Source organism: Bradyrhizobium sp. U531 (assembly GCF_051710265.1).
GTDB lineage: Bacteria > Pseudomonadota > Alphaproteobacteria > Rhizobiales > Xanthobacteraceae > Bradyrhizobium.
Genome location: NZ_JASVEN010000001.1, coordinates 1099703 through 1114023 on the forward strand (window position 1 = coordinate 1099703; position 14321 = coordinate 1114023).

General features: G+C 64.9%; 13 protein-coding genes. All 13 read left to right on the forward strand.

All coding sequences use genetic code 11. From position 1 onward, the window contains the following. Window positions 1–71 precede the first annotated feature (71 nt). The 13 genes from QRQ56_RS05475 (at window position 72) to QRQ56_RS05535 (ending at window position 14295) form a co-directional block, all read left to right on the forward strand. Entirely contained in the window at window positions 72–1070 is a 999-nt protein-coding gene (locus QRQ56_RS05475) for an MBL fold metallo-hydrolase (protein ID WP_438738160.1), read from the forward strand. A gap of 298 nt (window positions 1071–1368) precedes the next feature. Then, window positions 1369–1920, forward strand: a complete 552-nt coding sequence (locus tag QRQ56_RS05480) for an NADPH-dependent FMN reductase (RefSeq protein ID WP_438738161.1) — start codon at window positions 1369–1371, stop codon at window positions 1918–1920. Window positions 1921–2061: 141 nt separating this feature from the next. Then, window positions 2062–2379: an FtsB family cell division protein gene (locus tag QRQ56_RS05485; protein WP_247558303.1), complete on the forward strand. Its 318-nt coding sequence runs from the start codon at window positions 2062–2064 to the stop codon at window positions 2377–2379. Window positions 2380–2596: 217 nt separating this feature from the next. After that, window positions 2597–3556 (forward strand): GAF domain-containing protein, encoded by a 960-nt coding sequence (locus QRQ56_RS05490; RefSeq protein ID WP_438738163.1) that lies wholly within the window; start codon window positions 2597–2599, stop codon window positions 3554–3556. A 281-nt stretch (window positions 3557–3837) separates the two neighbouring features. After that, window positions 3838–5355 (forward strand): aldehyde dehydrogenase, encoded by a 1518-nt coding sequence (gene adh, locus QRQ56_RS05495; protein ID WP_438738165.1) that lies wholly within the window; start codon window positions 3838–3840, stop codon window positions 5353–5355. A 257-nt stretch (window positions 5356–5612) separates the two neighbouring features. Further along, window positions 5613–6635, forward strand: a complete 1023-nt coding sequence (gene pdhA, locus QRQ56_RS05500) for a pyruvate dehydrogenase (acetyl-transferring) E1 component subunit alpha (protein WP_438738167.1) — start codon at window positions 5613–5615, stop codon at window positions 6633–6635. Window positions 6636–6664: 29 nt separating this feature from the next. Beyond that, window positions 6665–8047 (forward strand): pyruvate dehydrogenase complex E1 component subunit beta, encoded by a 1383-nt coding sequence (locus QRQ56_RS05505; protein WP_438738168.1) that lies wholly within the window; start codon window positions 6665–6667, stop codon window positions 8045–8047. Between the two features lie 3 nt (window positions 8048–8050). Beyond that, window positions 8051–8353 (forward strand): DUF5076 domain-containing protein, encoded by a 303-nt coding sequence (locus QRQ56_RS05510; RefSeq protein ID WP_027529768.1) that lies wholly within the window; start codon window positions 8051–8053, stop codon window positions 8351–8353. A gap of 2 nt (window positions 8354–8355) precedes the next feature. Then, entirely contained in the window at window positions 8356–8808 is a 453-nt protein-coding gene (locus QRQ56_RS05515) for a nucleoside deaminase (protein ID WP_438738170.1), read from the forward strand. A 62-nt stretch (window positions 8809–8870) separates the two neighbouring features. Then, window positions 8871–10232 (forward strand): pyruvate dehydrogenase complex dihydrolipoamide acetyltransferase, encoded by a 1362-nt coding sequence (locus QRQ56_RS05520; RefSeq protein WP_438738172.1) that lies wholly within the window; start codon window positions 8871–8873, stop codon window positions 10230–10232. A 137-nt stretch (window positions 10233–10369) separates the two neighbouring features. Beyond that, on the forward strand, window positions 10370–11791 hold the full coding sequence (lpdA, locus tag QRQ56_RS05525) for a dihydrolipoyl dehydrogenase (protein ID WP_438738174.1): 1422 nt from the start codon (window positions 10370–10372) through the stop codon (window positions 11789–11791). 165 nt (window positions 11792–11956) lie between these two features. Continuing rightward, complete coding sequence (locus QRQ56_RS05530; RefSeq protein WP_438738176.1) at window positions 11957–13198, forward strand: threonine synthase; 1242 nt, start codon at window positions 11957–11959, stop codon at window positions 13196–13198. A gap of 125 nt (window positions 13199–13323) precedes the next feature. Beyond that, a complete protein-coding gene (locus QRQ56_RS05535; protein WP_438738177.1) occupies window positions 13324–14295 on the forward strand; it encodes a tripartite tricarboxylate transporter substrate binding protein BugD in 972 nt (323 codons plus the stop codon). Window positions 14296–14321 lie beyond the last annotated feature (26 nt).

A 14321-nucleotide genomic window follows, 5' to 3' on the forward strand; every position in this document is an offset into this window, starting at 1 on the left:
AGCCCAGCGGCGGATTATTCCGCCGCCATTTGAATGCGGAAAACCGCAAGGGCTCAGAAGGGGACATCTCCATGACCGATCTCAATCGCCGTCATCTGCTCGCTGGCGCCGCCGCCCTCGGTGCGGCCGCCGCGACCGGGCTTGGACCTATCACCGCCAAGGCCGCAGTGCAGCAAGCCGGGACCCAGGCGCCGGGCTTCTATCGCTACAAGGTCGGCAGCTATGAGTGCACCTCGATCAATGACGGTGCGCGCACATTCCCGATGCCGGACAAGTTCGTCGCCAATCTGTCGAAGGACGAAGCGTTGGCGGCCGGCGAGGCGGCCTACATGCCGAAGGGCATGGTCACGGTGCCGTTCAACCCGCAACTCATCAACACCGGCTCCAAGCTGGTCCTGATCGACACCGGCAACGGCATTGCGAATTTCGAGGCGAGCAAGGGCGCCGTGGGGCGTACCCTGCAGAACCTCCAGGCCGCCGGCGTCGATCCCAAGAACATCGACGTCGTGCTGCTGTCGCATCTGCACCCCGATCACACCAACGGCATTCGCCTTGCGGACGGCGGGCTCGCATTCCCCAATGCCGAGATCATGGTGCCGGGCAAGGACTGGGAGTTCTGGACCAGCGCGGACAACGCCGCCAAGGCCGAGTCCAATCCGATGATGAAGAACTATTTCGCCAACGTGAAGAAGACCTTTGCCGGCCTCGAGTCCAAGGTCACCAAGTTCGAGTGGGGCAAGGAGGTCGCGCCGGGCATCACCTCGATCGCAACCCCGGGCCATACGCCGGGCCACACCTCGTTCGCGGTCGCCTCGGGCGATGCCAAGGTGCTGATCCAGTCCGATGTCACCAACATTCCGGAATTCTTCCTTCGCAATCCGGACTGGCACGTGATGTTTGACGCCGACCCCGCGCTGGCGCAGGAGACGCGTCACAAGTTCTACGACATGGCGGTGGCGGAGAAGGCGACAGTGATCGGCTTCCACTTCACCTTCCCGTCGGTCGGCCATGTCGAGAAGGACGGCGCCAAATATCGCCTGATCCCGTCGGCGTGGAATCCGACGATCTGATCGGAACCAGGATTTGCACGAAAAATCAGGCCGCCCTTCGGGCGGCCTGATTTGTTTTGGAGCTAAGCCAAGAGCCCCGATTTGTAGCCCGGATGGAGCGCAGCTTAATCCGGGGTCTTGCCAAGCCGCGCCGGTCCCGGATTGCGCTACGCTCCATCCGGGCTACGCTGACTGGCCGGACCATCTGCTTTCGCGAAACACAGCGTTTCCAAATCGCGCCGGTTCATGCACTTGCATCCACTGCATCAGGTCGCTTAAGTGCCGCCCGGCACTTTCCTCAAGGTTTCAAGGACACCTCATGGCCTACAATATCGTCGTTATCGCCGGCAGCCTGCGCAAGGAGAGCTTCTCGCTGAAGATCGCCAACGCCCTGGCCAAGCTCGCGCCTGATACCCTCAAGCTTGAGGTCATCACGCCGGCGGGCATCTCGTTCTTCAACCAGGACCTCGAGGGTGCGCCGCCCGCCGACTGGCTGGCCTTCCGCGACAAGCTCCAGAAGTCGGATGGTGTCCTGTTCGTCACGCCCGAATACAATCGCGCCATCCCGGGCGTGCTGAAGAATGCCATCGACGTGGCCTCGCGCCCCTACGGCAAGAGCTCGTTCAACGGCAAGCCGGTCGGCATCGTCTCCAACTCGCCGGGACCGCTCGGCGGCGTCAGCGCCGCCAAGACGCTGCAGAACATCCTGCCGGGCATCGCCGGCCCCATCATGCAGCAGCCAGAGATCTATCTGAACGCGGTCGGCGACGCTTTTGATGCCGGCGGGAATCTGACCAAGGAGTCGCTCAAGCCCGTGCTCCAGGCCTATATCGACGCCTTCGCGGCGCACGTCGCGAAGCACCACGGCTGAGGCATGTGGTGTCATTCCGGGGCGGCTCGAAGAGCCGAACCCGGAATCTCGAGATTCCGGGTTCGATGCTGCGCATCGTCCCGGAATGACGGCTTGCTCCAGGTTAGCACTCCCTTAACCAACCTGTCCCATCTTCGCAGGATGGTCTCCCGCGCGCGCCTGAAATCGATCCTGACCGGCCTTGCCCTCTACGCGATGGCGGCCGCCATCGTCGGCTATTTCGGCGTCAACGCCTACACCGGCAAATACGGCCTCAACGCCCGCCAGGAACTCGACCAGGAGATCATCGCCCTGACCAGCGAGCTGGCCCAGCTCAAGCGTGAGCGCACCAGGAGCGAGCAGCGGGTGTCGCTGCTGCGGTCCGAGCGGATCGACCCCGACATGCTGGACGAGCGGGCGCGCTTCCAGCTCGACTACGTCAATCCGCGCGATCTCGTTCGGATGATCCCGGCGAAGTAGCGTTTTCCGCAAAGCTCGAAAACGACACGAAAGCCGCTGCCGAAATCCGGTCGATGGGGCCCTTGCTCCTGCGAAGGTCGTAAGTCTGGAACCCGCCGGCTGTCTTGACGGCCGCGCCGTGGCGGGCTCATGGCTTGTGGCGGCGCTCTTCTGAAGTTGACGCAGATCAAGCGGGCAGCGCCGGCACGTTCTAGTCTGTCATCCGGAGGAAACTGTGATGAATGGGTCAATGCCCCGGCATCACGCGGCCCGTGTCGAGGCCGCTATCGCGTCAGGCCAGGCGGCAAGATCCGCGCTTGTGGCCTCGTGGCGCCGTTCGTCCAGATTACATCACCTCGATCCCGGCGGCCGCACGTCGCCGTTGCGGCTGACCGAAGCTGAGCTGCACCTGGTCCGCGACCGTGTCGCGCCGCTGCTGGCCGCCGCGCAAGGCGCGATGGACAGGCTCTACCAGGCCGTCGGCGCGAGCGGCTGCTGCGTGCTGCTCGCCGACGGGGAGGGCGTGCCGGTCGACCGTCGCGGCACGCCGGCAGACGACGCGACGTTTCAGTCCTGGGGCCTGTGGACCGGTGCGATCTGGAGCGAGGAGCACGAGGGCACCAACGGCATCGGCACCTGTCTGGTCGAGCAGCGTCCGCTGACGATCGACCGCGACCAGCATTTCTTCACCCGCAACACGCTTTTGAGCTGCACCGCCGTTCCGATCTACGATCATGAGGCGGCACTCGCGGGCGTGCTCGACGTCTCCTCATGCCGGGCCGACCGGACAGATGCGTTTTCCAACCTGATCGCGCTCGCGGCAGGCGAGGCGGCCAAGCGTATCGAAGCCGACCTGTTTCGCAGGGCGTTCGCCCATGCCCGCATCGTGCTGACGCAAGCCGCCGACGGCCAATGCGGAGGTCTCGTCGCGGTCGATGCGGACGATCTCGTGATCGGCGCGACCCGCTCCGCGCGGGCGGCGCTTGGAATTGCTCCCGGCCGGCCGCTGCAGCCCGTGCCGGCAGCCGACCTGCTCGGCGGCGACAGCGCGCACGATCATCTTGCCGGCGGTCAGCGCGCGGTGGTGCAACGGGCTCTGCTCCGCGCCGGCGGCAACGTCTCGGCGGCCGCCAAGGCCCTCGGCGTCAGCCGCGCCACGCTGCACAGAAAGCTCAAGCGGTTCGACCTGAACCACTGAGCCGGGCTGTCTCCCCAATCGTCATTGCGAGCGCAGCGAAGCAATCCAGATTTTTTTCCGCGGATAGACTCTGGATCGCTTCGCTGCGCTCGCAATGACGCTGTGGATGCTCCGAGCACTCAATCTCGCACGGCCTCGCCCTACGACTGTCGCAGAACTGCGACAGGTCCGCTCCGCCATCGCTTTCCTCCGGGCTGACAAAAAACACCTCCCGCATCATCGTCCGCGCAAGTCGCGATCACGCGACGAATTGCGCAAACAGCAATCAACGGGAGTGATCAATGAACAAGGTTGAATTCCTCAACGTCACCAAAATTCCCTTTGCCGAACGCTATGACAACTTCATCGGCGGCAAATTCGTCGCGCCGAAGTCCGGCAAATATTTCGACAACACCTCGCCGGTGAACGGCCAGGTGGTCTGCAAGATCGCGCGCTCCGACGCGCAGGACATCGAGGCCGCGCTCGATGCGGCGCATGCGGCCAAGGGCGCCTGGGGACGGACCAGCGTCGTGGAACGCGCGATCATGCTCAACAGGATCGCCGATCGCATGGAAGAGAACCTCGAGCGTCTCGCCATCGCCGAGACCTGGGACAACGGCAAGCCGATCCGTGAGACCCGCGCCGCCGACATCCCGCTCGCCATTGATCACTTCCGCTATTTCGCCGGCGTCGTCCGCGCCCAGGAAGGCTCCATCGGCGAGATCGACCACGACACCATCGCCTATCATTTCCACGAGCCGCTCGGCGTGGTCGGCCAGATCATTCCCTGGAACTTCCCGCTGCTGATGGCCTGCTGGAAGCTCGCGCCCGCGATCGCCGCCGGCAATTGCGTGGTGCTCAAGCCCGCCGAGCAGACTCCGGCCTCGATCATGGTCTGGGCCGAGATCATCGCCGACATCCTGCCGCCCGGCGTGCTGAACATCGTCAACGGCTTCGGCCTCGAGGCCGGCAAGCCGCTGGCCTCCAGCCCGCGCATCGCCAAGATCGCCTTCACCGGCGAGACCTCGACGGGCCGGCTGATCATGCAATATGCCAGCCAGAACCTCATTCCGGTGACGCTGGAGCTGGGCGGCAAGTCGCCGAACATCTTCTTCAACGACGTCACCGCCGAGGACGACGATTACTTCGACAAGGCGATCGAAGGCTTCGTCATGTTCGCGCTCAACCAGGGCGAGGTCTGCACCTGTCCGAGCCGGGCGCTGGTGCATGCCGACATCTACGACCGCTTCATGGAGCGGGCCTTGAAGCGCGTCGCCGCGATCAAGCAGGGCGACCCGCGCGATGCTGCCACCATGATCGGTGCGCAGGCCTCCGGCGAGCAGCTGGCGAAGATCCTGTCCTACATCGACATCGGCAAGCAGGAGGGCGCCAAGGTGCTGGCGGGCGGCGGACGTGCCGAGCTCGGCGGCGATCTCGCCGGCGGCTTCTACGTCAAGCCGACCGTGTTCGAGGGCCACAACAAGATGCGGATCTTCCAGGAGGAGATCTTTGGCCCGGTGGTCTCGGTCACCACCTTCAAGAACGACGAGGAGGCGCTCGAGATCGCCAACGACACCCTGTACGGCCTCGGGGCCGGCGTCTGGAGCCGCGATGCCAACCGCTGCTACCGTTTCGGCCGGGCGATCCAGGCCGGCCGTGTCTGGACCAACTGCTACCACGCCTATCCCGCCCATGCGGCGTTCGGCGGCTACAAGCAGTCGGGTGTCGGTCGCGAGACCCACAAGATGATGCTCGATCATTATCAGCAGACCAAGAACCTCCTGGTCAGCTACAGCCCGAAGAAGCTCGGCTTCTTCTGATCGGCGGGTCGGAGAGGGCGGCGCCATTTCGGCGCCGCCGCTTCGACGGCCGGGATCGGCAGTCGCTCGATCCGGTCACGAATCTGCAAGCGCGCGGGCCGCGTAGATTTGTTGCCCGATCGGCGCCAAAGATTTTCCAATATTTCGACCACGTTGCAGTGCGGCATAATGAAAGTGGTGTCATGCCGCCGCGGTGCTTTCGCATGCGGTTGAGTTGGGTTAGAGAGGTCGAAAGTTTTCTCTGACCCGGAATTCCTATGGCCGCACCCAAGAAAGCCGCCGCAAGCACGCCACACGACAAGACCGACGGCGGTTCGCCCCCGGAGTTCACCAGGGAGCAGGAGCTCAAGGCGCTCCGCGACATGCTCCTGATCCGGCGGTTCGAGGAAAAGGCCGGCCAACTCTACGGCATGGGCGCGATCGGCGGCTTCTGCCATCTCTATATCGGCCAGGAGGCCGTGGTGGTCGGCATGCAGATGGCCCTGAAACAGGGCGATCAGGTCATCACCGGCTATCGCGATCACGGCCACATGCTCGCCACCGGCATGGAGGCCAACGGTGTCATGGCCGAGCTCACGGGCCGCCGCGGCGGTTATTCCAAGGGCAAGGGCGGCTCCATGCACATGTTCAGCAAGGAGAAGCACTTCTACGGCGGTCACGGCATCGTCGGCGCCCAGGTCTCGCTCGGCACGGGTCTGGCCTTCGCCAACACCTATCGCGGCAACGACAATGTCAGCGTCACCTATTTCGGCGACGGCGCGGCCAACCAGGGCCAGGTCTATGAGAGCTTCAACATGGCGGAGCTCTGGAAGCTGCCGGTGATCTACGTCATCGAGAACAACCGCTACGCCATGGGCACCGCGGTCTCGCGCGCCTCGGCGCAGCAGGATTTTTCCAAGCGCGGCGTGTCCTTCAACATTCCCGGCAAGCAGGTCGACGGCATGGACGTCCGCGCCGTCAAGGCCGCCGGTGACGAGGCCGCCGCCTGGTGCCGCGCCGGCAAGGGGCCCTTCATCCTGGAGATGCAGACCTACCGTTATCGCGGCCACTCGATGTCCGATCCTGCAAAATATCGCACACGCGAGGAGGTCGAGAAGGTCCGCCACGACCAGGATCCGATCGAGCAGGTGCGCAACCGCCTCCTGGCCGCCAAGGTCAGCGAGGCCGATCTCAAGGCGATCGACGCCGAGGTGCGCGACATCGTCAACGCGTCCGCCGATTTCGCCCAGCATGATCCCGAGCCGGATGCCGCCGAGCTCTGGACCGACATTTACCGCTGAACGCGCGCAAGCTTTCTTTTGGAGTCGATATGCCAATTCAAGTGCTGATGCCCGCGTTGTCGCCCACGATGGAGAAGGGCAACCTCGCCAAATGGCTTAAGAAAGAGGGCGAGACGATCAAGTCGGGTGACGTGATCGCCGAGATCGAGACCGACAAGGCGACCATGGAGGTCGAGGCGACCGACGAGGGGACGCTCGGCAAGATCCTGATCCCCGAGGGGACCGCCGATGTCGCCGTGAACACGCCGATCGCGACCATCCTCGCCGACGGCGAGAGCGCCGCCGATCTTGCGAAGGCGCCTGCGCCGGCCGCGAAGGCGGCCGAGTCCGCGCCGCCGGCTGCTGCAAAGGCCGAGGCCCCCGCGCCGAAGGCTGCACCTGCGCCGCAGGCCGTCGCCGAGCCGGATCCGGAAGTGCCCGCCGGCACCGAGATGATCACGCAGACCATCCGCGAAGCCTTGCGCGACGCGATGGCCGAAGAGATGCGCCGCGATGCCGACGTCTTCGTGATGGGCGAAGAGGTCGCCGAATATCAGGGCGCCTACAAGGTGACGCAGGGCCTGCTGCAGGAGTTCGGCGCCAGGCGCGTCATCGACACCCCGATCACCGAGCACGGCTTTGCCGGCGTGGGCGTTGGCGCCGCCATGACGGGTCTCAAGCCGATCGTCGAGTTCATGACCTTCAACTTCGCCATGCAGGCGATCGACCAGATCATCAACTCCGCGGCCAAGACGCTCTATATGTCCGGCGGCCAGATGGGCTGCTCGATCGTGTTCCGCGGGCCCAACGGTGCGGCTGCCCGCGTCGCCGCCCAGCACAGCCAGGATTATTCGGCCTGGTACTCGAACGTTCCGGGCCTCAAGGTCGTCGCGCCGTTCTCGGCCGCCGACTACAAGGGCCTGCTCAAGGCCGCGATCCGCGATCCCAATCCGGTGATCTTCCTCGAGAACGAGGTGCTCTACGGCCACACCGGCGAGGTGCCGAAGCTCGACGACTTCATCATCCCGATCGGCAAGGCGCGCATCGTGCGTTCCGGCAGCCACGTCACGATCATCTCGTGGTCGAACGGCATGACCTACGCGCTCAAGGCCGCCGACGAGCTCGCCAAGGACGGCATCGAGGCCGAGGTGATCGACCTGCGCACGCTGCGCCCGATGGACACCGAGACCATCATCAACTCGGTGAAGAAGACCGGTCGTGCCGTGACGGTGGAAGAGGGCTGGGCCCAGAGCGGCGTCGGCGCCGAGATCGCCGCGCGCATCATGGAGAACGCCTTCGACTATCTGGACGCGCCGGTCGCGCGCGTGTCCGGCAAGGACGTGCCGATGCCCTACGCCGCCAATCTGGAGAAGCTCGCGCTGCCCTCGGCGGCTGAGGTCGTCGAGGCCGCAAAAGCCGTCTGCTACAGGTAGACCATGGCGGGCCCGAAGGAGCAGCCACTGCCGCCCGACGTTCTTGCCCGCGACGACGCGGTCGAGATCCTGCGCGTGTTCGTGCTGGACGGCGGGCTGTCGATGGCGTTCCAGCGGGCCTTCGAGGAGCCCGACATGTGGGGCTTGCTGCTGGTCGATCTCGCCCGTCACGCCGCGCGCGCCTATGCGCGCGAGAGCGAATACACCGAAGAGGATGCGCTCAACCGGATCCTGGAGATGTTCCAGGCCGAGATCGAGCGTCCGACCGACACCGGCACCACGACGCCGCGCGGCAAGGGACACTGACCGTGGCCATCGAAGCGCACCATTTCGATTTCATGCTGGAAGCGATCCGCGAGGCGGAGGCCTCGATCGCGCAAGGCGGCTTGCCGATCGGTGCGGTGCTGACGCGCGACAACAAGATCATCGCCCGCGGCCACAACAACCGCGTGCAGGAGAACAACCCGATCCTGCACGGCGAGATGAGCTGCCTGCGCGAGGCCGGTGCGATCTCGTTCCACGACACCGTCATGTACACGACATTGTCGCCATGCTCGATGTGCGCGGGCGCGCTGGGGCTGTTCAAGGTGAAGCTCGTGGTGATCGGAGAGTCCGTCACCTTCGAGGGATCCAAGGACATCCTCGACAAGTTCGGCATCCCCTGGATCGATCTTGCCGACGACCGCTCCATCAGCATGATGAAGAATTGGCGTTCCGTTCCTGCCAATGAGCGCCTCTGGCAAGGCGACATCGGCAACTAAACCTGGTCTGTTCGTCTTCGCTGTCGAAGCCGAATTTTTGCAAAGTTTGTCTTGAGGTCAGCATGCCCATCAACATCCTGATGCCCGCTCTCTCGCCGACGATGGAGAAGGGCAACCTCGCCAAGTGGCTGAAGAAGGAAGGCGACAAGGTCAAGTCCGGCGACGTCATCGCCGAGATCGAGACCGACAAGGCGACCATGGAGGTCGAGGCCATCGACGAGGGCACGATCGCCAAGATCCTGGTGCCCGAGGGCACGCAGGACGTCCCGGTCAACGACGTGATCGCGGTGCTCGCCGGCGAAGGCGAGGACGTCAAGGCTGCCGGCAGCGCCAAGCCCAGCGCTTCGGCCGCGCCGCCCAAGGCCGACAAGCCCGCTGAAGCTCCCGCAGCCGCACCGGCTCCGGCGCCTGCCGCGCCCAAGGCCGCTCCGCCGCCCGCCGCAGCACCTGCGCCGCAGGCTGCAGCGCCGGCCGCGCAGAGCAACGGCCATGCCGGCCGCGTGTTCTCCTCGCCGCTGGCGCGGCGTCTCGCCAAGGAAGCCGGCATCGATGTCGGCATGGTCACCGGCAGCGGTCCGCACGGCCGCGTCGTCGCGCGCGACGTCGAGCAGGCCAAGTCTGGCAAGGGCCTCAAGGCCCCCGCGGCCGCGCCGTCCGGTGGCGCGCCCTCGATCGCGCCCGCCATGTCGGACAAGCAGATCCTGTCGCTGTTCGAGCCCGGCTCCTACGACATCGTCCCGCATGACGGCATGCGCCGCACCATCGCGCAGCGCCTGACAGCGTCGATCCAGAACGTCCCGCACTTCTTCCTGACCATCGACTGCGACATCGGCAAGCTGATGGCCGCGCGCGAGGAGATCAACGCCGCCGCGCCGAAGGACAAGGAGAAGAAGCCGCTCTACAAGATCTCGGTCAACGACTTCGTCATCAAGGCGATGGCGGTGGCGCTGCAGAAGATCCCGAACTGCAACGTCAGCTGGACCGAGAGCGGCATGGTCAAGCACCACCATTCCGACGTCGGCGTTGCGGTCGCCATGCCCGGTGGCCTGATCACTCCGATCATCCGCAAGGCCGAGACCAAGACGCTCTCGACCATCTCCAACGAGATGAAGGATTTTGCGACGCGCGCCCGGTCCCGCAAGCTGAAGCCCGAGGAATACCAGGGCGGCACCACCGCCGTCTCCAACCTCGGCATGTACGGCATCAGCCACTTCACCGCCGTGATCAACCCGCCGCATGCGACGATCCTTGCGGTTGGCACCAGCGAGGAGCGACCGGTCGTGCGGAACGGCAAGATCGAGATCGCGCACATGATGAGCGTGACCCTGTCCTGCGATCACCGCGCCATCGATGGCGCGCTCGGCGCCGAGCTGATCGGTGCCTTCAAGCAGCTGATCGAAAATCCCGTCATGATGATGGTGTGAGAATTCGCGTCGTCATTGCGAGCGAAGCGAAGCAATCCAGGGCGTCACCGGCAGACTGGATTGCTTCGTCGCAAGAGCTCCTCGCAATGACGGTCTCGAAATTTGAGGCCGGTTGAAACGAGAACGAGCGCAAGGCCATGGCCGACACATCCTTCGACGTCATCATCATCGGCTCCGGTCCCGGCGGCTATGTCACCGCGATCCGCGCCGCGCAGCTCGGCTTCAAGGTCGCGATCGTCGAAAAATCCTATCTCGGCGGCATCTGCCTGAACTGGGGTTGCATCCCGACCAAGGCGCTGCTGCGCTCGGCCGAGATCTACCATTACATGCAGCACGCCAAGGACTATGGCCTGTCGGCGGAGAAGGTCTCGTTCGATCCGAAGGCCGTGGTGCAGCGCTCGCGCGGGGTCTCCAAGCGCCTCAACGACGGCGTCGGCTTCCTGATGAAGAAGAACAAGGTCAGCGTGATCTGGGGCGCCGCCTCGATCGACGCGCCCGGCAAGGTCACCGTGAAGAAGTCCGACGTCGAGGCGCCGAAGGGCACGCTGGGCGAGGGGACGTATCAGGCCAAGCACATCATCGTCGCAACCGGCGCGCGGCCGCGCGTGCTGCCCGGGCTCGAGCCCGACAAGAAGCTGGTCTGGACCTATTTCGAGGCGATGGTGCCGGAGCGCATGCCGAAGTCGCTGCTGGTGGTCGGCTCGGGCGCGATCGGCATCGAGTTCGCCTCGTTCTTCCACACCATGGGAAGCGAAGTCACCGTGGTCGAGGTGCTGCCGCAGATCCTGCCCGTCGAGGACGCCGAGATCGCTGGTCTCGCCCGCAAGCGGCTGGAGAAGCAGGGCATCAAAATCATGTCCTCGACCAAGGTGACGAAGCTGGAGAAGAAGGCCGACAGCGTCGTCGCCACCATCGACGACGGCAAGGGCAAGCCGGTCACGACCGAATTCGAGCGCGTGATCTCGGCGGTCGGCGTCGTCGGTAACATCGAGAATCTCGGCCTCGAAAAGCTCGGGGTGAAGACCGACCGCGGCTGCATCGTGATCGACGGTTACGGCAAGACCAACGTTCCCGGCATCTACGCCATCGGTGACGTCGCCGGTCCCCCGATGCTCGCGCACAAGGCCGAGCATGAGGGCGTGATCTGCGTCGAGGCGATCAAGGGCCTGCATCCGCATCCCATGGACAAGAACATGATCCCGGGCTGCACCTATTGCCATCCGCAGGTCGCCTCCGTCGGCCTCACCGAAGCCAAGGCGAAAGAAGGTGGCCGCGAGATCCGCGTCGGCCGCTTCCCCTTTGTCGGCAACGGCAAGGCCATTGCGCTCGGCGAGGACCAGGGCCTGGTCAAGGTCATCTTCGACAAGAAGACGGGCCAGCTGTTAGGGGCCCACATGGTCGGCGCCGAAGTCACCGAGCTGATCCAGGGCTACGTCGTTGCCATGAACCTGGAGACGACGGAAGAAGAGCTGATGCACACGGTGTTCCCGCATCCGACCCTGTCGGAGATGATGAAGGAAGCCGTGCTGGATGCTTATGGGCGGGTGTTGAATATTTGATAGCCGGACCCGTCATCCTGAGGTGCGAGCGCAGCGAGCCTCGAAGGATGCACGGCCGAGATTTAGCAGCCGGGCTCGTCGCCCTTCGAGGCCTCCGCTTCGCTCCGGCACCTCAGGGTGACGGATTGGACAGGGAACAAACAGAACAAGAAGAGGACTTTTCCCATGCACGACAACGATAACCTCACCATCGAGCGCCCGACCTTCGTCACCCATCTCGAATGCGCGATGGAGGGCGACCATTACGCCGCCGACCAGGTCCACAACCTCTCCAAGGCTGGCAAGCCGCTCCTGGTGCGCTACGACCTCGCGGGCGTGAAGAAGGCGCTGACCAAGGACGCGCTCGCCCAACGTCCCGCCGACATGTGGCGCTATCGCGAGCTGCTGCCGGTGCGCAAATGCCAGGACATCGTCTCGCTCGGCGAGGTCACGACGCCGCTGATCCGGCTGCCGAAGCTTGGCAAGAAGCTTGGCGGCGGCGAGATCATCGTGAAAGACGAGGGCCGCTTGCCGACCGGCTCGTTCAAGGCGCGCGGCCTCGTGATGGCGGTGTCGATGGGCAAGGCGCTCGGCATCAAGCACATGGCGATGCCGACCAACGGCAATGCTGGTGCTGCGCTCGCGGCCTACGCCACGTCCTGCGGCATCAAGACCACGATCTTCTGCCCGGCCGATACGCCCGAGGTGAACGTCAGCGAGATCGAGCTGCAGGGCGCGACCGTCTATCGCGTCAACGGCTATATCGACGATTGCGGCAAGATCGTCGGTGAAGGAAAAGCAAAAGTCGGCTGGTTCGACACCTCGACCTTGAAGGAGCCGTACCGCATCGAAGGCAAGAAGACGATGGGCCTCGAGCTCGCCGAGCAGCTCAATTGGGACATGCCCGACGTGATCTTCTATCCGACCGGCGGCGGCACCGGCCTGATCGGCATGTGGAAGGCGTTCGACGAGCTCGAGAAGATCGGCTTCATCGGTTCCAAGCGCCCGCGCATGGTCGCGGTGCAGGCCTCGGGCTGCGCGCCGATGGTGCGGGCCTATGACGCCGGCACCGAGCACGCAACGCGCTGGGAGGACGCTCACACCATCGCCTCGGGCATCCGCGTGCCGCAGGCGATCGGCGATTTCCTCATCCTGCGCGCGGTGCGGCAGAGCAAGGGCTTTGCCATTGCGGTGGACGACGACAAGATCTCGGCGGCGCTCAACGAGGTCGCGCGCGAGGAGGGGTTGCTGCTCTGCCCCGAAGGCGCCGCGACCTACGCCGCCTACAAGGAGAGCCTTGCCGATGGCCGCGTCTCGAAGAATGACCGCGTGATGCTGTTCAACTGCGCGACCGGCCTGAAGTACCCGCTGCCGCCGGTGACCCGCACGCTCGATCGCCACAAGCCGATCGACTACACGCAGTTCTGAGGAAGGCCAGACCGCCGGAGCGCGACCAGCGCGCTCCGCCGCGTCATTTCGCCCCTTCACGATCAGTCCCTCTTCCCGTACGCGGGAAGAGATAAAAACAACAATGACATCGCTGGGGAGAAGACATGACGAAAGCCGTCTGGGCTGCGCTGATTGCTGTTCTCGCTGTGACCGGCGCCGCGCGCGCCGATGACTATCCCACCCACCCCATCACCATCATCGTGCCGTTCGCGGCCGGCGGACCGTCGGACGCGATGGCGCGCGTGCTCGCCGAGCGGATGCGCACCTCGCTCGGCCAGCCCCTCGTGGTCGAGAACGTCACCGGCGCCGGTGGCTCGATCGGCGTTGGCCGCGCCGTGCAATCGCCGCCGGACGGCTACACCATCTCCTTCGGCCATCTCGGCACCCATGTCGCCAACGGCGCCGTCTACAAGCTCAAATACGACCTCGTCGCCGATCTCGAGCCGGTGGTGCTGCTGCCGAGCAACCCGATGATCGTCGTCAGCAAGAACGCGGTGCCCGCGACCTCTCTGAAAGAGCTGATCGAATGGTTGAAGTCGCGCACCTCGCCGCCGACGGCGGGCACCGCCGGCGCCGGCTCCGGCAGCCACATCGCCGGCGTCTATTTCGAAAGCGTCTCCGGCATCAAGCTGCAGTACGTGCCCTATCGCGGCACCGCGCCCGCGCTGAACGATCTGATCGCCGGCCAGATCGACGTCATCATCGACCAGACCTCCAACTCGATTAACCAGGTCCGCGCCGGCACCATCCGCGCCTACGCCATCACCGACGACAAGCGCCTCGCGTCAGCGCCCGACATCCCGACCGCGGACGAGGCCGGGCTCAAGGGCTTCAACATGACGTTGTGGTCGGGCCTGTGGGTGCCGAAGGGCACGCCGAAGGAGATCGTCACCAAGCTCAATGCGGCCGCCGTCGAGGCACTGAACGATCCCGCCGTGAAGAAGCAGCTCGAAAGCCAGGGCCTGGAGATGACGCCGAAGGATCAGCTGACCCCGGAAGCGCTCGGCGCGCGGCAAAAAGCCGAGATCGCAAAATGGTGGCCGATCATCAAGGCCGCGAACATCAAGGTGGATTGAGGCGGGCGGTTCGTAGGGCGGATGAG